Below are 19,158 nucleotides of genomic sequence, written 5' to 3' on the forward strand. Positions count from 1 at the left end.
CTCAGTTTTTTTTAAACTCTTCCTGTTCGACAGGATCGCCTCCGCTTGGTTTAGTCTGAGGGCGCTGCAATGTATAGCCCAACTGCCTCATGATCCGTTGAGATTGGCGAACTTGAATACTAACATCATAGTGGTCAGCTAAATGCCTGCTTAGTACCACCCCGTCCCACATATTGTACTCATAACCAAAGTCGGCAGGGGATTTGCGAAGGTCTTCATCCAATTGATGAAATTGCTCTGCAGTTAATCTGGGCTTCCTTCCGGTATGTTTACCTGACTTTAGGGATTCAATACCTTGCTCTACTGCTTTTTTGGTCCAATAACTTATTGTTGTGGGTGATTCGTTATATAAGGCTGCAATCTCTTTCACAGGCATACCATTTATTGCGAGCATCACAAGATCCAGACGATGATAGTATTTAGCTTCTTCATTCTCATTAAGTGCGTTTTGAATCGCCAGTATAAGCTCTATAATGCCCCCACTTGTCAAGACAATTTTTTAGCTTTTCTAAGTTAGGTTCTCCTTTCTTTAATTTTGTATAATTTTTACATTTATACACTCTGTTGGAGGATGTCAAGGACGAGTGTAAGCGAGTTCATCTTGACCTTTGACATCCAATGGATATACATCCTTTTGTTTTTCGGTCTGTTGTGACAGACCGGTTGCCTTACGGCAAGGACAGAAGTTTGGGGACAGAGTCCCTAGTTTTATATAACTGCCGGAAGCTGATTATATCCTCCGAGGTAATACTCTGCCGGCGTTTTGTAATCCAGCGATTGATAAGGCCTTCGGTTGTTATAATACTCCACATATTCTCTTGTTATCTGCCGAAGCTGTTGTCCTGTTTCGCAATCTTCAAGATAAAGTTTTTCCCACTTGTAGGTACGGAAGAAACGCTCTATCCGTTGATTATCCAATGCTCTTCCTTTTCCATCCATAGATATTTTAATACCATTATCTTTCAATAGATTTATGTATTCATCACTTGTAAATTGTGAACCTTGATCACTGTTCATGATTTCAGGCTTACCGTACCGTTTTATTGCCTTTTGTATTGCTTCTACGACAAATACCTTATCTAAAGTGTTTGATAACTCGAATCCAACTACATAGCGGGAATACCAGTCTATTATGGCTACCATATACATGAAACCGTGTTTCATCCGGCAGTAAGTAATATCTATGGACCATACCTGATTTGGACGATCAATGTTCAAGCCTCTCAGCAGATACGGATATGAGTACTTGTCATGTAGACGTTTGCTAAGGTTAGGTCCAGGACATAAGCCATGTATACCCATTTCCCTCATGTAACGCCGGGTTCGCTTTCGATTTATATGAATCTTATAATCCCGGTTCAGGATATTCGTCATCCTACGATAGCCATATTCCGGATGAGCCGTATAAATCTCATCAATAATCCGCTTTATCAGGTATTCTTCATCATTTACCGGTGTCGGCTTGTAGTAAAGGCTTGTACGGTTAATTCCCAACAGTTCGGCCTGCTTTGTGATGCTTAATTTCTTTTCATCTTTGTCAATCATTTTCATGCGGTCTTCACGGGATTTAGAGGAGGGTCGAGTAGAAGCACGCTTCACAGCGTGCAACCCTCAAAGATCCGTACGTACCCAATTAAGGCATACGGCTCCTCATATCACTTAACACTACTTGCGCCTACATAGTGCATACTTGCATATATTCTGGGTTTCGGCAGGGGATTAATTTTCAGATACAAATTAAACTTATCAAGGCTAAAGCTTTTCCTTTGACTTCTTCTGTTAAGCCATTTGTACAGTAGCTTCTGTATGTTGTACAGAAATTTCGAGAGCATTCTCATGTTATCTGTAATTCCATAATACTGATAGTGGCCTATGAGCTTTGAAGAGGTAGCTCTGAATATTTCGCTTATTTTCAGATTTCTTGAAGCTTTTATCCACTGCTTAAACTCCTGAACTTTTGCTTTGAATTTCTTCTTACTCGTCTTCCTCATTAACCTGAACTTACCATTGACGCTCCTGCCACAATAGTGCGTGAATCCCAGGAAATCAAAAGTCTCCGGTTTATTTAATCCTGCAGCTTTACAGCGCTCTTCTGCATATTTCCCAAAGATTATTATCTTAGTCTTTTCTTCCGCCACCTTCAACTTGAATTTCTCAAGCCTCTGAATTAATTCTTTATAGAACCATTCTGCATCCTCTTTGTATTGAAAGCAGAACACACTATCATCTGCATACCTTACTATTTCAGCTTGACCTTTACACCTTTTCTTCACAACTTTTACAAACCACAAATCCAGAACATAATGCAAGTATATGTTTCCAAGGGTTGGTGAAACAATCGACCCCTGAGGTGTGCCTACGTCGGTTGGTATCAACTGGCCTTCTTCCATACATCCTGATTTCATGAACTTTGTAATAAGTCTATTGATGTTCGGGTCTGCTATCCTTAACTTCAGAAATTTAATCATCCACTCGTGGTCTACAGTATCAAAGAACTTCCGGATATCAGCATCGACAATGTAGTTTATTTTCCCGGTATGGATTATCCTATTAAGTTCTCTTAATGCATCGTGGCAGCTTCTGTTTGGTCTAAAGCCATATGAGAACTCCATAAATTCTGTTTCATATATGGCTTGCAGTATTTTGTTCAACCCCATTTGCACAATTTTATCTTCATACGAAGGTATGCCTAATGGGCGCACTTCCTTGCCGTTTCCTTTAGGTATGTAGGTTCTGCGAACTGGCTGAGGTTTATAGCTATGGTTCTTGAGCCTGTTTACCAAGTTGGCAATGTTGCCGGCTAAGTTTTGTTCGTATTCTTCTTTGGTAATATGATCGATACCCGCTGCTTTGTTGCCTTTCAGCTCCCTGTGGCACTGTGTCAATAAGTTTTCGTTTAACAAATGGTAGAGCGAAGTAAATACTTCTTTTGGCCTTTGTTTGGCGATTTGTGCTATTCTTGTCAGTTTTGTTTCCATTAATTCACCTATCCCTGAGTATAGTTAACGTTTCACTGCCAATGGTGGTGATATGTAGTTCCCTTCTCTCCTACCGCATTACCAGTATTCATCAGTACAATATGGAACTATCCGACTCCCTGTCTATCATTTGATATTCTTCCGTGCTATTGGTTGTTTATCATACTCCTTTCGGAGAATAGGCAGGGTCTCCTGAGTTAACGAAGTGTCATTGTATAACGTGCCTGGCTCTTCGACTGCGGTAATGCTTATGAATGCTCGCCGGTAACGCATTCACCAGTTTTGTCTTCCGAAATCTGGAATTCGTCGACCATTACAATTTTAAAAAAATTTCGCAGCTCAATCACTTTCAGGCCCATTACCTAACTGTCAACGCTTAATGTACCCTATTACTATGATACATCCATGACTTGCTACTGTCTGCCCAGCTCAGGCATTAAACAGGTAGGAGTTCCACCCACTAAACATTTCGTCCTTTCTCAGCCGCACCCAGATTTTTTTTTAAGCCAGTTAACCTCATATGAGAGTTGACCAATTTGCTTAAGCAGTTCGTCCTTCTCCTTTTCATACGCCTGCTTGACTTTCTCTACTTCATCGGTTTCCTTGCTGAATACCCTACCTGCATTGCTTATGAATTCTGCCTTCCAGCGGCTTAGCTGATTCGGATGTATTTCATATTCGGCAGCAATCTCATTCAGCGTTTTTTCTTCCCTTAAGACCTCAATCACTATTTTTGCTTTTTCTTCCGGTGTAAAATTTCTTCTCTTTTCCATAATTCCATTCTAACTTATTTTTGCCGTTTTGTCTGTCTTAATTTCTGGTATCATTATACTCGTCTTTATTAGGTATCTTACGGTTGTTCATTAGAGTATACCCCCCTTATTTGTATACTCTAATTATACTATATACAGCAATGAAAACAATGCTCTAAATTACAATATATTATGACGTTTCATATAGCATAGCAAAGATAAATAATAGAGATATAAGAATACCGCTTATTAACTTTCTAATAGAAATACCTCCTTTTATCCCCCTAACAAATGAAAACTATAGTGGATTATTGTATCAATTTTAAGTATATATTATATACATGTTTTTGTTGCATATAAATAACTGCCATAATAACCAAACAATGTAAAGCTAGCAAAAAAATTTAACTTCATGTATGTTGCAGATTGCTTTTAAAATTGTCTTTATTATATGGATTGTATTAAGCCTATTGGTGATATCAGAAAGCAAGATGGACAAATGAAGGTAGGCTAAGATGGAATGGAATCACGGGAAGGAGGATTTTCATGAAACTAAATAAGAAAATTATGAATATTTTATTTATACTCCTATTAACAGGATTGCAGGTTATTGATGTTCAGCCGGCAGAAGCTAAAGATCAGGCAAGCACAGTTAATTCTTTTTGCATAAGTCTAAAGCCTGATAGCAAAGATATTTTATTAAACGGAGAGCCCAGAACCATCGAAAATGCACCATTCATTCAAGACGGCATTGTATATGTTCCATTAAGAGAAACCGTAGAGCTAGTTAACGGCATGGTAAAATATTTTCCAAAAGACAAAAGAATAATAATTGCTTTAAAGAATGACAAGAATTATGTTTACATCACTGAAATCTGGGTTGGTGATACAAGAGTACGGTCAGGTGGCTATTATGAGGTTCCTGTAAGCAGTAACAGGAAAAACAAAGTACCAATAATTAAAAATGGAGTTGTTTATATACCGGTAGAGTATTTTAGCTGCATCGGATTCGGAACTAACATAAATCCAGGTGAAAGAATCATTCTGACGACAATTACCAACGATTTTAAAATTGACGATTTTGTACTTGGCCAAGATTTCAATCTATTAAGTGATGATGCCAAAAACAGGTTTAAACCTACAGGTAAAATTGATTATGAAGACAATAACTATAAAGAAGAAGTATACTCTGACGGCGACATTGAAATATCCCTTGGGATTTATAAAAAGCCTCCTTACGATGGTTGGCAGGAAACCAGGAAAATACGGAAAATTGTCTTGCTTAATGATAAGTATCAGACTTTGAGGGGGCTAAAAGTAGGAGACAGTGTTGAGAAGTATATGGATTTATATGACGGGGATTCGCTTATGAATCACTTTAGTGTGGAAACAAGCGATGGTAGGATTTCTAAAGTAATTTTCAAAAGGCTTTTTGTTGATTAACTCTAAAATAATTATCAAGATAAATTTCTTAGAATGGCAGGCTGGTTAATGAAACCATTAAGCTTCTCCAGTGCTATTCTTATAGCTTGGTGGGCATCTTTCCCTGCTTGAATCCATATCTGCTGTCAGAAAATTCTCCATCGTAAATAGTAGAAAGTTATAAACATGCAGCGGCACGCAAAAGGAGAGTTGTAAAACTCTCCTCAGGCTACTGACATACATAAAATGACAGTAGCCTGTTTCATGTAATTACCAAAGAAAAATTAAATAACATATAGTACAATAAATCCTCGAAAGGGGATTTTTTAATGCTTAATGTTAGAGATAAAATGTTGATTTAACTGGATATGAGTTTGTTAGTATAGATAGCTTAGTTCCACAAGACCATATTTTAAGAAAAATAGATAAATATATAGATTTTTCATTCATAGATGATTTGGTAAAAGACCTTTACTGCCATGATAATGGTAGACCAGCTGTTGACCCGAAAATAATTGTAAAGATGCTTCTTCTGGGATACCTGTTTGGAATAAGGTCTGAAAGACAAATTGTGAGAGAAGTACAAGTAAACTTAGCATATAGATGGTTCTTAGGCTATGGTTTTACAGATAAAATCATTGATGCTTCTACTATTAGTCAAAATAGGAGACGTAGATTTAATGGGACAGATATTTTCCAGCAAATATTTGATAATATAGTTCTTCAAGCTATGGAGCACAAACTTATCAGTGGAAAAGTTCTGTACACTGATTCTACTCATTTAAAGGCAAATGCAAATAAAAGAAAATTCATTGAGCAACAAGTAGAGAGATCAGTAAAAGAATATGTAGAAGAACTTGATAAGGCTGTAGATGAGGATCGTGAAAAACATGAGAAAAGACCAACAAAAAAAGACCATCAACCTGAACTAGTAAAAACTAAAATCAGCACAACAGATTCTGAAAGTGGTTATATGGTCAGGGACGGAAAACCCAAGGGGTTTTTTTATCTTGATCATAGAACAGTAGATATAAAATACAATATCATTACCGGTGTTTTTGTTACTCCTGGGAATGTTAATGATGTTGACCCTTATCTTGACAGGCTTGACAGGCAAATTGAGAAATTTCATTTTGATGTAAAGTATACTGGAGCAGATGTAGGCTATTTCACAAATGTTATATGTAAAGGATTTGCAGATAGAAAAATACAAGGGGTCATCGGTTCACGACTTGGCCCCCATACGAAAGGTAAATATCATAAATATAATTTTCAATATGTTAAGGAACTAGATATATGTGTATGTCCTAATTTAAGAGCACTAGAATATAAAACTACTACAAGAGCCGGAAATAGAGAGTATGTAAGTAATCCTGAGCATTGTCAAAACTGCGATAAAAAAGATAGATGTCTTATAGGGAAAAATGATCGAAGAATAGTATATCGCCATATTTGGGAAGAGTATAAAGATCAGGTATATGCCTTTACCAAGACGGAAAAGGGAAAAAGAATATATAAAAAAAGAAAAGAAAGTATTGAGCGAAGCTTTGCAGATTCAAAAGAACTGCATGGACTTCGCTATTGTCGTTTGCGTGGATTATCTAAAGTAAGTGAACAATGTCTACTAACAGCAGCTGCTCAAAATATCAAGAAGATAGCAATGGTATTAGATAGGAGGTTTTCTCATAAAAAAATATGTTTGCATTCCTTAATTATCCATATTCTTCTAAATTGTTGTTTAACGAGAGTAATTATTACATATCATACCAATTATATATGTAAATAAAAGCAAAAACCTCCAAGTTGGTAACTTGGAGGTTAGTCAATAATCTGAGGAGAGTTGTAAAACTCTCCTTTTGCCAGCATCTCAAACCTGCATTACTTTAAATAAGGATATCCGTTGGTATAATTGTCAGCAACCCTCATTTTAACTGCGCCACCGCCATCCATGCTAACAGCATAGTCGCATCCCAAATCAACCATAAGTTTTGCTCCTGAACGCAAATCAATTCCTGATACGTCAAAACAAACCATGAAAAACGACCCGTCTGCCTTATGCCCAAGGAATGTTCTGTTGGCTGAGTAAGCCGCTGTACCACCGCAAATACCGTTATTGAAATGGTAATCAGTATTATCCAATTGGCTCCAATCAGCAATCCTTATGCCTTCCACATCGTCTTTGACTACGCTTTCGAACACAGACATACTATTGAATACTAGCGGATGGGCAGATCCAATTATAGAATTGCAATAAGGTAGAGCAGTAGCTAAATTGTCTTTTGTGAACCATCTTATATTTACAGTACCGTCAGTTTTTACACAAAAACATGGATAATAACGATGATGTAACTTGTTGAGCGCAGTATCCGAAGTTCCACTTAACTGTTTACCGTCCATATAAAGAGTACTGTTAACGTAATATAGCCCATAGAATGCATCGTTGTACTGCCCATATTCCATTGGATTACCATTTATTTTTGCAATTACCTTTGACGAACTAACTCCGGGAGGATTCATGTTTTCCATACGCTGCTTATTTCCATTTACATAGACCGCCGGAGCAATAGACTCATTTTTAGGATCAGTTTTAAATATCTTGATATCCTTATAAGTTTTTCCATCTAGAGTATAAGATACTTTGTTAAAATGATTTACAATAGATGCGCTTAAACTTCCATAGCTCATATTTATTACCCTCCTAATTGTTTTTTAAAGTGAATTCACTTTTTACAATAAAGAAAGAGAAAAACATTTATAAAATGTAAACAATTGCAGTAAAATTTTTTATATTTCATCTTGTAAAAGGATTCACGTATTGTATGTTTTTTTAATCTATTCAGATATCAACAGGCCTATTAAGGTGACATCTAGAAAGATACCGTCTGGTAAAAACCTTTTTTAATATTCCATGCGAAGGTTTCTCCCAACAGGACAGTAGCAGAAGCTTTATTTAGTCATTTAGCTATAAAACTCCACTATAATATCAAAGACACCCAAATAAACAGATTGTCTCACCGTCTATAAAAGGGTAAATGTTTACTTTTAATGTTACAATATGTGCAAATGGTTGTCTTATTTTATAGAAGGAAACATTTGGAACTAAGTTCATGATAATTGACTACTCTACCATTATATAGATATAAGTCAAATGCAGGATTTGCAAATTAACTCTCGTGATTTCCTGCTTTGTTTTTAAAGATAAAGGTGGACAAGCATGAAGAAATATTAGATATAATCCACTTTCATGTTTACAAATTTTTACATCCCATCTCTTTAGTAATCGAAAGGTGGGATGATTAATGACTATTGACTTAATTACAAAATCACAGGAAGGCAATGAAAATGCAACTTTATTGCTGATAAAAAAGTTTGATCCCTTGCTCAGAAAATATGCTTATAAGCTATACTACGAGGACGCTTATAATGATCTTCTGGTTGATTTCATTGAACTAATCCATAACCTACAACTTGATCATATCTATAATAAAAGCGAAGGATGTATAGTATCTTACATCTGCACCTCCATCCGTGCCAGCTATATTAAAAAGCTAATTGGCATAAAAAAACTTAAAGTCTATATATCTTTTTCGGAGCTAAGCGATAATGAGCTTTATTATGCTGATGTTTTATCTTCAACATATGATGAATACTTCCATCACGAGTTGCCGGATATACACAACATGATGTTAACTGCTGCAGAGCTGTCGGTTATAAAAATGATTTTTTGCTTCGGTTATACCGTAAAGGAAGTTGCATCAGCTTATGGAATTTCTAGACAAGCTGTCAATCAAATGAAGAAGAGAGCCTTAGAAAAGTTAAAGCTGCTGTTTTCGAACGAGCTGAAATGGCAGGCGAGATCATGAACTCATTTTTAAACAATTACAAGATTACTTTTGCAACTCTAGGAGGTATATTAGGATGGCTATTTGGAGGGTTTGATTCCCTTATCTACGCGTTAATCTCTTTTGTCGCAATGGATTATATTACCGGAGTATTGCTTGCTATTCACAACAAAAAAGTGTCAAGTGAAATAGGCTTTAAGGGCATATGCAAAAAGATTCTGATATTCATACTTGTTTCAATGGGTAATATCATTGATCAATATATACTTGGTTCCGGAAGCGCTTTGAGAACGTTACTTATTATGTTCTATTTATCAAATGAAGGTATCAGCATCCTCGAAAATACAGGCAAAATGGGACTCCCATTTCCCCGAAAAATAAAGGATGTCATAGAAAAGTTGAAAGAAAATGATGACAAGAAGTAAGTTGCCTTCAAAATCATTATTTTACGAGTTTAACACCTTCGGCCATTTTTACTGCCTCATCTGTGCTCACTTGACCTTGAATAATAAAAAGATGATCATCTATTGTCCATACTATGTAAGCGGTAAATAATACCCACATTTAAATGCAAACAGGCTTATGAGATAATCTCTCCAGAAAATATACTGGAGGTATAACTTTATGACCAAAGCAGATCTTTATCAAAAATGGGCATCCATAATTGCAGAGTACAAATCCAGCGGACAGACGCAAACTTCATTTTGCAAATCCGCGGGGATAAGTCTTCGTCAGTTAAGCTACTGGTTGAGAAAAGAAAGACAAAACGGAATCATACAATCAGAATCTCCCAAATGGATTCCGGTAGAAGTAGATCATAAAGAGCATACAGGCAAAGGCCAATCAATCGAAATCAAATTTGGCCCAGCTGAAGTTCAAGTCAAACCAGGCTTTGACCAGAAGCATCTGTTGGATGTGCTAATGGTGCTGAGGGAATTATGCTGAGCATAGCCGGCACCGACAAGGTCTACCTTGCCTGTGGAAGTACCGACATGCGTAAGTCTATCGATGGCCTGGCTGCCATCGTCCAGCAAAGCTTCGCATTAGACCCCTTCTCGTCTTGTCTATTTGTGTTCTGCAATAAAAAACGTGATAAGCTTAAAATCCTCCAATGGGAACATAATGGTTTCTGGCTATATTACCGGAGGCTTGAAAAAGGCAAATTCCAATGGCCTAAAGAAAGTTGCGGCACTCCAATGAAGGTTGGTGTCCGTGAACTGGGTTGGCTGCTGGATGGACTATCCTTGGAGCAGAAGCAGGCACACAAAAAAGTGACAGTAAGTGCAGTAATATGAATACTTTCAAGACAAAAATATTTATATTTTTTATCATTTTCCTGGAAAAAACCGTAGAAAAATGATATAATAAAATTATGGAAAACACAGTGAAATCAACGGTTACAATAGAAAAACTCCAAACAGAAATTGAAATATTGAAGCAGGAAAAAGCCGAGCTTGAAGCAAAACTCAAATGGTTTGAAGAACAATTCCGGCTGCATCAGCATAAGCTTTTTGGGCGTTCAAGTGAAAAGACGGAAGTCCCTGAACAGCTAAATCTTTTCAACGAGGCGGAATCAGAAGCCAAGCCTGCAGTTCCCGAACCAACATTAGAGGAAATTACATATAAACGTCGTAAAAAGCAGGGGCACAGAGAAGAAATGCTTAAAGACATTCCTGTAGAGACCATAGAGTATCGCTTGCCTGAAGAAGAGCAGGTTTGTGATTGCTGTGGCGGCAAACTGCATGAAATGAGCAAGGAAGTAAGGCGGGAAATAGAAATTATTCCGGCTCAGGTGCGTGTAAAGGAACATGTGCAGTATGTATATGGCTGCCGTAATTGCGAGAAGAATGAAATATCTACACCGATAGTAACAGCCCCAATGCCAAAGCCGGCACTTCCTGGAAGCCTGGCTTCGGCATCCGCCATAGCTCATGTAATGACGGAGAAATTTGTAAAAGGGCTTCCTCTTTATCGTCAAGAGCAGGACTGGGAGAGGATGGGGATTGAAATATCCAGGCAAACCATGGCGAACTGGATGATACAAAGCTCCGACAGGTGGCTGCGGCCGATATATGAACGAATGCGGGAACACTTGCAGCAAAGGGACATCCTCCATTCCGATGATACTACCCTCCAAGTACTCAAGGAACCCGGGCGAGCCGCAGATTCAACCTCCTACATGTGGCTATACCGGACCGGCCGGGAAGGGCCTCCGATTATTCTTTATGACTACCAAACTACCAGGGCTGGCAAACATCCTAAAAAATTTCTTGAAGGATTCAAAGGTTACCTTCATACGGATGGGTATGATGGTTATAGTGGCATGCCCGGAATCATCCAGGTTGGTTGCTGGGCACATGCAAGGCGTTATTTTGTCGACGCCTTAAAAGCCATGCCTCCAAAAAAAGATGACAAGCCCACAGTAACAGAAGAAGGTTTGGCATTTTGCAATAACTTGTTTGAGATAGAAAAAATGCTTCATGATGTTACACCGGAAGAAAGATATGAGGGCCGATTGAAACACAGCCGACCAGTGCTTGATAAATTCAAGGAATGGCTCAAATACTGGAGTCCAAGAGTAACTCCCAAAAGTTCATTAGGAAAAGCAATCCAATACTGCCGGAACCAGTGGGACAAGCTGGAGGCCTTTATGCTGGACGGCAGGCTAGAGATTGATAACAACCGAAGTGAACGGTCGATAAAGCCTTTTGTAATCGGGAGGAAGAATTGGCTGTTTAGCAACACGCCTAAAGGAGCCAATGCCAGCGCAACAATTTACAGTATTGTGGAGACGGCAAAAGAGAATGGGTTGAACCCGTTTGAATATCTTACTTATCTCTTTGAACGTCTACCGAATATAAATATCAAGGATCAACATGCATTAGACACCTTGTTGCCATGGTCAGCAAATCTTCTGGGTCATTGCAAAGTGCCCAATAAATAATATATATTATGCCCCTGCTAAATCAAAGGTGGGGGCTATTTGACGCTTACCCGAGAGCCACCGGTATTCTGCAAGAACATTAATACTTCCCATATAAATCCATAAAAGCAAACTACCAAACAGCAGGCAGAAAATCATTTGACTTCATAAACCGCTTATTAATCAGTGTTTTCACTATCCCCTATTTCTCCATCCTCGACATAAATATAATACCACTTATCCCCATAGATAGTGTTCACATCATTGATATCTGCATTTTTAGGCAATGTCAACTGATTTTTGAAAACATATCTGCCTATACAGTTAACTAAAAATTACAGCTTATTTGCTTCAGTATTTTTCATTTCGGCTTCTTTTTTAGCGTTTTAATTCTTCCATCTCTTTATAATAAGCATCTGTTTTAGCATGTGCTTCCTGCACGCGCTCAACCATACCGTCTTCGTAAATATCCTCTGCAAGGAAGTAAAGGATGTTGAGAGGCTCCCCTGGACGCTTGCCATCATTATTCTCATCCTTAGGCTTCTCCAATGTAAAGTCAATAGAATAGAAGGGCACATCAGCCTTATCAAATCTATTTTTGATATCAATTAGGATTTCTGCCGCTTTTTCTTCGGAAACTTCATCCGAATCCACATAGATTACAAGATGTCCGTATTTCCTGCCCATTTCCTTGATATCATATTCTTTGTCCAATTCTAAATCCGACATGCTCAAATAATTTATATTCTGAAAATAACTCGACCTGCTATCAATTACAAGCTCACCAAAAGCGATATTGCTTTTATACGGAAAGTCTCCAGCTTTTAAAACAGTGTTTACGAGTTTACGATAAGCTTCTTCTAATCGCATGGCAGTATTCCAACCGCTCATTACCTGGTTGGCATAGTCATCACGTTTGATACGACCGAATCCATCAGAATAGATGGCAAAGCGTGTATCAATGCTTTTTTTTGAAACCACATGGGCAAAATAGCTGTTGTTTTTAAAGTTATAGCCGACTCTATCAATATATAAGTCAGGATCATCAAAATTCTCTATAAGATATTTCTGAGAACTGTTTTTTACTATCAGCTTTGAAACCGGATTTCCAAACAGGGAGTTTGCTATCCAGAGGATGATGCCTAATATCAAAATAATCGGAAGTAAAATCAGTATAACGGTTTTTTTATTCATAATGCTATTCTCCGTCAAATAATATCTTTTTATCCTAAATATTATAACAAGATTCTTTTAGTAAAACAAAGAGTATTTCCATATATATGTCATTGTAATCAACATATATACTATGTAACTCCTATAATAAAGAGATATGCTGGTCTGAAGCCTGCATATCTCTTTATTCTTTACCAAAGCCATCCCAATTGCTCAACTAAATGGCTTCCCTATAATCAGCCAACAGCTAAACAGGTCAGTTCGTTAAGTTCTTTCAGCGATAACCTGGCGGGTGATTTCTCCGGCAATAGACTGAAGTTCGGGGAAAAGCACAATCCTCGTGATTCCATAGCGTTGCAGTTGTGCCTGAATTTCATCGAAATTTTCAGAAGCAATACAGATTTTAACCAGGAAAGTGCTGCTATCTGAAAACTGTTCCATAGGAATTAGATTTTTTTGGTGTGGAAACACGGTGAATACGCCTCTTTGAGCGACAATTCGGGTGCTGTTCAAAGGGCCAATGGCGGCAGCCGGTTTAGGATTACTAAGCGGTAGACTGTCTGGTCCAAAAATCGCATTAAATCCGGCCTCTTCCACATTCGGTATATATCCTGCCTGGGTAAACTCATTGAAATTATACGCCTTGTTTAACGTCACAGGATTCAGAACCCACACTGCCGCATCAATTCCTGGAGTCAAGGAGCGATCTTCAGGGTTGGTAGCAAAATATAACGCCACTAAAGCATCACGAGACCAGTCAAGAAGACGGGTCGGCACACCATAATGCTGCATCTGGAATAACCAACTCCAATAAGCTTCGACACCATTGGGCAAGAGAGGAGTCAGGAGGAAATCTATATATGGCGTAGCCAACGACTTAAATTTTGACAGAAACACTATTTCCAATTCAGGGTTCAGCGGTATGCCATCAATCGAACGTGAAATACTTGGCAGCAGTTGGAATCCTGTTTGCACCTGACCTCTATACTAAAGTTCACAATTTTGATTCGTACCGTACAAAGCACGCACCGCGGAATCCACCGCAGCCAAAAACTCTTGGACGCTGCGAACTCTTGCAAAACATCTGGCAACTGTAGACAATTTAAATCATCTCAACATGAATCATTCTACTACTTTATGATATGAATAATCGCTACAATTTGTACCGTTTTTAGTTTACTAAATTAAATTTTATGTCACCTTTGTTGAAGAGCGTCCAGCCTGCTTTATGACTAAGGCATTTTATACTCTTATTGAACTCCAGCTTTACCAACTTTAATCCATACTTCTTTTTTTCAGTCTGGTCCTAATCCATTCAATCTGAGAAGTGAAATCGCCGATAATTTTTATTATTTTTTCAACGGATCAATCATCCCTTGGGAGTTCTTACCATTATTCCTAAACACTTTATGCCGGAACGTTACACATGCTCCACCAGATTCCAAATTGCTTAACTTAATTGATCCATCAAGTTGTTCTAATAATTGCTTGACGATAAACAGCCCCAAGCCGGAATGTCCGCCTTTGCTTCTACGGGCTTCATCTCCCCGGTAAAACTTATCAAAAGCCTTTTCCAAATCTCTTTTACTGAAACCGCTGCCGGAGTCGCATATCTCATAAAATATGTTTTCCTTTTCAGCTTTTACAGATATGTTAATACTGCCTCCTATTGGAGTATATTGGAGACTATTGGATACGATATTATCAAGAATACGCTCCAGCCTATCTGTATCAATAAAAACTGAGCTATTTATTTCACCTTGCATATTTAAGATAATGGCAATCCCCTTTTGCTTAGCCTGTAATTCGTATTGATGCACCTTTTGTTCAAGAAATTCAGACAGCTTGACAGGAACAAGCTGCAATTTCACATCAGCTCTCTCCAGGCCCATTGTATATTGCATTTGCTGCACAAGAGCAGAGCATTTTTCAGCATTGCCTTTTATGACCTCCAGGTACTTACGCAATTTTTCTTCACCGTCAATATTTGCATCAATTAACGCTTCAGAATATCCCCTTATAATAGACAGGGGAGCTTTTAAATCATGAGCCAGTGCTTCAACCATTTCCACCCGTTCCTGTTCCATCTTCCATTGCGCAGATAAGGATTTTTTTAATTCATCTTTCATTTCGGAAAAAGCAACACAAAGTTTACCAAGCTCATTGTCCGAAAAATAGTCAATTTCAAAGTCCAAGTCTTTTTCTTTAATTTTCAGGGAGGCATCCATCAATAATTGCAATGGCCTATTTATATTATTTACGAAAATCCTGGAAAACAACATAGTAAATCCAAGGATGTATAGAAAAGGAGAAATCATGGCAACAGTAAGAACAGCAATCACCCACCAGCCACGACCTCCCGCATACGAAATTTTCAACTGATATAATAGAGCGACTGCGCCTAAAACTTTTCCACTATCATCAATAATGGGAACAGTGTGTATATAATAATTCTGCTTTTTAGCAGTAGTATTTAGCCGATAATACAATTCGGATTTATCGCTATAGATTTTTTCATTGCTCGTTCCATACAATATATTGCCTTCCCCATCAAGAACTTGGTAATATATACCGTCTCCGCTGATTATGCTTTGAAGTCCCTTTTCTCCCGACTGCAAGAGCAGAGCAGTATTTTTATCTCGGATATATGCATCAATATCAGGTATCTGTCTTTCATAATAATTTGCAGGATAGATGCTCTTGTACTGGGCTTTGAAGTATAAAACGGCAGCAAGCGCATAGGTGATAGCCGTTGCGGTTATGCTGGCAATAACAATCCAAGTAAATGCAAGTCTGAATTGAGTTACAAGCGGTCGGTTTTTCATCTTCCGTTTTCCCTCTTTTCTCAAAGTTTATTCCATTTGTACCCGATGCCCCAAACCGTGGAAATGTATTCTACGTTTGGTGTAACAGCAGCGAACTTCGCCCGTATCTTTTTTATATGCTCTACTACCGTCGCCGAATCACCCTCTGAATCATATCCCCACACCTTTTCATAGATATGTTCCCGCGAAAATACTTGCCCTGAATGAATCGCCAGCAGTTCAACAATATCGTATTCGCGTTTCGTCAACGCAATAGGCTCGTTATTGATCTTTACAACACGTTCTCTTATATCGAGGCTGAGTTCTCCAAAATAAAGTTTTGTGCGCTTGTATTCCGTGTTGATGTATTGTGACCGCTTTTCCCGCCGCAGATTTGCTTCTATTCTCGCCATGAGTTCCCGCAGTCCGAAGGGTTTTACCACATAATCATCCCCACCAAGAGTTAACCCCATGATTTTATCAGCCTCCGATTGTTTTGCACTCAAAAAGATTATGGGACACAATACTTCATCTCTGATTGTGCGGCAAACATCAAATCCATTGACTTCAGGCATCATAATGTCCAATATGATAAGGTCGGGCTGACATTTAGACAGTTTTATACCTTCTTGACCATCGAATGCCACCAGTACTTCATGCCCCCTAGCCTTCAGTTCATCTTCAAGAAGCATAACAAGTTCCTTTTCATCATCAATTATCAGTATCTTACTCAATATATCACCTCCATTCAATTTTCTCTATTTGCAATCTATCAATGCAGCTACCCATATTACTTGTTCACTTTCTTATGAGGCAAGCCTGGGATAATATATCTTATTATCCCACTCCCAGGCAGATAAACAAGGGTAATTGCTTCAAATGTACATGCGATTTATTCAGTCATAGGATTTTCTGCCCTCCCACCTATTAAACCAAATTATTCCCCCTATTAATGCCGCAGCAAGGCACAGCAATGACGCTGCAAGGCCCATTGCCAGCTGTTTTAACACAAAACCCGAAGAAATAACTGCCGGGGGAAATTGCATATCCTCAGAAAATTGCAAATATGCTCCAGAAAGCATTGCCAGCCTTACAGGCCATGTCCAGGGTATAAACTGCCATATTTTATCTCCAAGGTTCGTTGCTCCCATTAAAGCAGCCATCAGCAGGCCGCCGATACTAATTCCGATGGATGCACCCATTCCCCATCTAAAGCCTGCCCATAAATGCAAAGCCAATAACGGAATCGCCCCTATAATAGCAAGTATAGATGCAGCAATGAAAATTGGCCAGCTAATAGTAACACCAAGAAATAAATCCAAACCAACCCCAAGTGCAACAGCTGCAATTAAAGTGCTGGCTGTCATGGTTAAAACCAATAGAATGAATTTTGACCCATATAATCCATATCGGGAAACTTTGCTGCTCAGAAGGCCGTTAAAATTGCCAGCGAGCTCTTCTTGATGTACTATTAAGCCGGACAGGATGCCTATGCCTAATGGAATGATACACGCTGTCCATGCCTCAAAAAAGGTTTGGAAGACCAGTGTTTGTGTGTTTTTATCGATGCCTCTTAAAGCGACATATCCAATAATGAGTGCTGCATAAACCACAGGAAAACAAAATGTAAGCAGTCTTAAGGCTGTCCTTTTTGTTTTCAACCATTCTACGTATAATATTTTCATCATCTCACCTCCCTGTTGTTAAACCATACCGCAGTTATAAAAGTAAATATTACCAAGGCTGCAAGTGAAATTAATATGCCTTTTGGTATTACCGAAGCATTCAATAATGGGCTTGTTGATTCCAGAAGTGTCCCATTAGGGTGAACCCCAATTATAGGACACATTAGCCTTGTAGGCCAGCTCCATGGTACATATAGCCAGTATGGCCCTGCTGAAGCAATAACACCTGCAATTAAGCCTAAAAATCCCGTTGCCATGCTTGCAAATGTTCCTTTCCATGCAGCCATCCATAATTGCAGTGGTATTATGGCAAGTGACACAATCCAAGTAGTAAGGCCGCCGGCAAAAATTTTAAACCATGGAATGCTACCATCCCCGGTAATGAGACCTGATATAACAGTAGCACCAATTAGGACTAATGTGGATATCAGTGTATGAAAACCCATTATAACAACTTTTGCAACCCATAAATTAGCTGGTGAAACATCACGTGCTCGAAGGCTTCTGTAGCTGCCTGCCTTTTTCTCCTGCGATTCTGTCAAAGCAGCAAATAAGGCCAAGCCCATCGGAATAAATACCACTGGCCACCAATTGAATACCAAATCAAGAATAAGCTGCCATGACCTGAGATAGTTTGCTGGCATAAACAGCTTTTGCGGCAGTGCCATGAATATAAAAAACATAGGTGCAAGCAATATTAGTCGCCTGGTAAAAGTTCTTTTATACTTAAGGAACTCTGACTGTAATATATTCATCATTGCTTTTCCACTCCTCTTACTACTTTCATAAATAACGCTTCAAGATCCTCAGAAAGATTTATCTTACCTTGATATTTAAGTTCTCCCCCGCTTATGATACCAATATGGTCGACTATTTGGGAAACCTCTGCCAAAATATGACTCGAAAGTATAACTGTAATTCCTTTTCCAGGAAAGGAACGGATTAAATCTCTTAGTTCTTGAATCCCAATAGGATCAAGTCCGTTTGTAGGCTCATCAAGAATCAACAGCTCCGGACTGCCAAGTAGTGCTATTGCAATCCCCAGTCTCTGTTTCATTCCCATTGAAAAATGCGATGTAAGTTTTTTACCCACATCCTTTAGCTCAACTATTTCAAGAACATCATATATTCGTTCTTTTGGAAGGCCAAGTAATTTCGCATGAACTAAAAGATTTTCAAAGGCTGTTAGATTTCCATACAAAGCTGGTGACTCTATGAGTGTTCCCATGCGTCTCAGGTGCTTTCGCTCCCAAGGTTCTCCAAATGCAATTATTTCACCTGCGTTAGGGTACAACAACCCGGTTATCATCTTTAAAGTTGTCGACTTCCCTGCTCCATTCGGTCCAAGGAGTCCATATATAGAGCCTCTTGGTATTTGAAGCGAAATATTATTTACAGCAAGCTGCTTTCCAAAATATTTTTTAAGGCATCTGGTTTCAAGTATTAAATCTGTCATTTTGCATCATCCTTTCGACTAAAAGTACAAATCTATTTTCCGATTTATACATTAACAGCTAATTATAAAGAATCTATAAAACAGAAAAAAATTTTTATATATTTACCTGCTTCAGGCTATTTT

At 38.4% G+C, this 19,158-nt stretch carries 18 protein-coding genes and 2 pseudogenes; 7 read left to right on the forward strand and 13 right to left on the reverse strand.

The features are described 5' to 3' along the window. Position 1: 1 nt before the first annotated feature. The 4 genes and pseudogenes from CDO33_RS17215 to CDO33_RS17230 all read right to left on the reverse strand — a co-directional run. Positions 2 to 490, reverse strand: a complete 489-nt coding sequence (locus CDO33_RS17215) for a helix-turn-helix domain-containing protein (protein ID WP_103083209.1) — start codon at positions 488 to 490, stop codon at positions 2 to 4. A gap of 218 nt (positions 491 to 708) precedes the next feature. After that, a pseudogene (locus CDO33_RS17220) lies at positions 709 to 1,575 on the reverse strand (IS3 family transposase); the annotation flags it as partial. Positions 1,576 to 1,655: 80 nt separating this feature from the next. After that, entirely contained in the window at positions 1,656 to 2,978 is a 1,323-nt protein-coding gene (gene ltrA / locus CDO33_RS17225) for a group II intron reverse transcriptase/maturase (protein WP_103083307.1), read from the reverse strand. A 491-nt stretch (positions 2,979 to 3,469) separates the two neighbouring features. Continuing rightward, positions 3,470 to 3,751: pseudogene (locus tag CDO33_RS17230) on the reverse strand (transposase); the annotation flags it as partial. Between the two features lie 525 nt (positions 3,752 to 4,276). Between CDO33_RS17230 and CDO33_RS17235 the strand changes: the two are divergent. Continuing rightward, positions 4,277 to 5,173 carry a stalk domain-containing protein gene (locus CDO33_RS17235; protein WP_103102808.1) on the forward strand — a complete coding sequence of 299 codons (897 nt, stop codon included), beginning with the start codon at positions 4,277 to 4,279 and terminating at the stop codon, positions 5,171 to 5,173. A gap of 361 nt (positions 5,174 to 5,534) precedes the next feature. After that, positions 5,535 to 6,938, forward strand: coding sequence for an IS1182 family transposase (locus tag CDO33_RS17240; protein ID WP_242974866.1), 1,404 nt, complete (start codon positions 5,535 to 5,537; stop codon positions 6,936 to 6,938). A 92-nt stretch (positions 6,939 to 7,030) separates the two neighbouring features. Here CDO33_RS17240 and CDO33_RS17245 read toward each other — a convergent pair whose 3' ends face one another. Further along, positions 7,031 to 7,837, reverse strand: coding sequence for a phosphodiester glycosidase family protein (locus tag CDO33_RS17245; RefSeq protein WP_103083224.1), 807 nt, complete (start codon positions 7,835 to 7,837; stop codon positions 7,031 to 7,033). 614 nt (positions 7,838 to 8,451) lie between these two features. On the opposite strand from CDO33_RS17245, the gene CDO33_RS17250 reads away from it, so the two are divergent. Together CDO33_RS17250 and CDO33_RS17255 are read left to right on the forward strand one after the other, a co-directional pair. Further along, entirely contained in the window at positions 8,452 to 9,015 is a 564-nt protein-coding gene (locus tag CDO33_RS17250) for a sigma-70 family RNA polymerase sigma factor (protein WP_103083338.1), read from the forward strand. Beyond that, positions 9,012 to 9,419 carry a phage holin family protein gene (locus tag CDO33_RS17255; RefSeq protein WP_103102809.1) on the forward strand — a complete coding sequence of 136 codons (408 nt, stop codon included), beginning with the start codon at positions 9,012 to 9,014 and terminating at the stop codon, positions 9,417 to 9,419. The genes CDO33_RS17250 and CDO33_RS17255 overlap by 4 nt, the downstream gene beginning before the upstream one ends. A gap of 16 nt (positions 9,420 to 9,435) precedes the next feature. On the opposite strand, the gene CDO33_RS21620 is transcribed toward CDO33_RS17255, so the two are convergent. Next, on the reverse strand, positions 9,436 to 9,558 hold the full coding sequence (locus CDO33_RS21620; RefSeq protein WP_338053234.1) for a DUF4367 domain-containing protein: 123 nt from the start codon (positions 9,556 to 9,558) through the stop codon (positions 9,436 to 9,438). Between the two features lie 60 nt (positions 9,559 to 9,618). Between CDO33_RS21620 and tnpA the strand changes: the two genes are divergently transcribed. The 3 genes from tnpA (at position 9,619) to tnpC (ending at position 11,938) form a co-directional block, all read left to right on the forward strand. Further along, positions 9,619 to 9,939 (forward strand): IS66 family insertion sequence element accessory protein TnpA, encoded by a 321-nt coding sequence (gene tnpA, locus CDO33_RS17260; protein WP_028992632.1) that lies wholly within the window; start codon positions 9,619 to 9,621, stop codon positions 9,937 to 9,939. Beyond that, a complete protein-coding gene (gene tnpB, locus CDO33_RS17265) occupies positions 9,933 to 10,289 on the forward strand; it encodes an IS66 family insertion sequence element accessory protein TnpB (protein WP_028992631.1) in 357 nt (118 codons plus the stop codon). Before tnpA ends, tnpB begins: the two co-directional genes overlap by 7 nt. A gap of 77 nt (positions 10,290 to 10,366) precedes the next feature. Further along, positions 10,367 to 11,938 (forward strand): IS66 family transposase, encoded by a 1,572-nt coding sequence (gene tnpC / locus CDO33_RS17270; RefSeq protein ID WP_103102810.1) that lies wholly within the window; start codon positions 10,367 to 10,369, stop codon positions 11,936 to 11,938. Positions 11,939 to 12,295: 357 nt separating this feature from the next. Here the strand turns inward: tnpC and CDO33_RS17275 are convergent, their stop codons facing one another. From CDO33_RS17275 to CDO33_RS17305, 7 genes are all read right to left on the reverse strand, one after another. Beyond that, on the reverse strand, positions 12,296 to 13,111 hold the full coding sequence (locus tag CDO33_RS17275; protein ID WP_103082404.1) for a YfjL-like protein: 816 nt from the start codon (positions 13,109 to 13,111) through the stop codon (positions 12,296 to 12,298). Positions 13,112 to 13,354: 243 nt separating this feature from the next. Next, complete coding sequence (locus CDO33_RS17280; protein WP_103082403.1) at positions 13,355 to 14,065, reverse strand: FRG domain-containing protein; 711 nt, start codon at positions 14,063 to 14,065, stop codon at positions 13,355 to 13,357. Between the two features lie 374 nt (positions 14,066 to 14,439). Continuing rightward, positions 14,440 to 15,915, reverse strand: a complete 1,476-nt coding sequence (locus tag CDO33_RS17285) for a HAMP domain-containing sensor histidine kinase (protein WP_103082402.1) — start codon at positions 15,913 to 15,915, stop codon at positions 14,440 to 14,442. A 20-nt stretch (positions 15,916 to 15,935) separates the two neighbouring features. Then, the gene (locus CDO33_RS17290; RefSeq protein WP_338053271.1) at positions 15,936 to 16,631 is read right to left on the reverse strand and encodes a response regulator; all 696 of its coding nucleotides are present in this window, start codon (positions 16,629 to 16,631) and stop codon (positions 15,936 to 15,938) included. A gap of 159 nt (positions 16,632 to 16,790) precedes the next feature. Next, complete coding sequence (locus CDO33_RS17295) at positions 16,791 to 17,582, reverse strand: lantibiotic immunity ABC transporter MutG family permease subunit (RefSeq protein ID WP_170045788.1); 792 nt, start codon at positions 17,580 to 17,582, stop codon at positions 16,791 to 16,793. Further along, positions 17,579 to 18,337: a lantibiotic immunity ABC transporter MutE/EpiE family permease subunit gene (locus tag CDO33_RS17300; RefSeq protein WP_103082399.1), complete on the reverse strand. Its 759-nt coding sequence runs from the start codon at positions 18,335 to 18,337 to the stop codon at positions 17,579 to 17,581. The genes CDO33_RS17295 and CDO33_RS17300 overlap by 4 nt, the downstream gene beginning before the upstream one ends. After that, a complete protein-coding gene (locus CDO33_RS17305) occupies positions 18,334 to 19,035 on the reverse strand; it encodes a lantibiotic protection ABC transporter ATP-binding protein (protein WP_103082398.1) in 702 nt (233 codons plus the stop codon). Before CDO33_RS17305 ends, CDO33_RS17300 begins: the two co-directional genes overlap by 4 nt. Between the last annotated feature and the right edge of the window lie 123 nt (positions 19,036 to 19,158).

Source organism: Clostridium thermosuccinogenes, from assembly GCF_002896855.1.
Lineage (GTDB): Bacteria > Bacillota > Clostridia > Acetivibrionales > DSM-5807 > Pseudoclostridium > Pseudoclostridium thermosuccinogenes.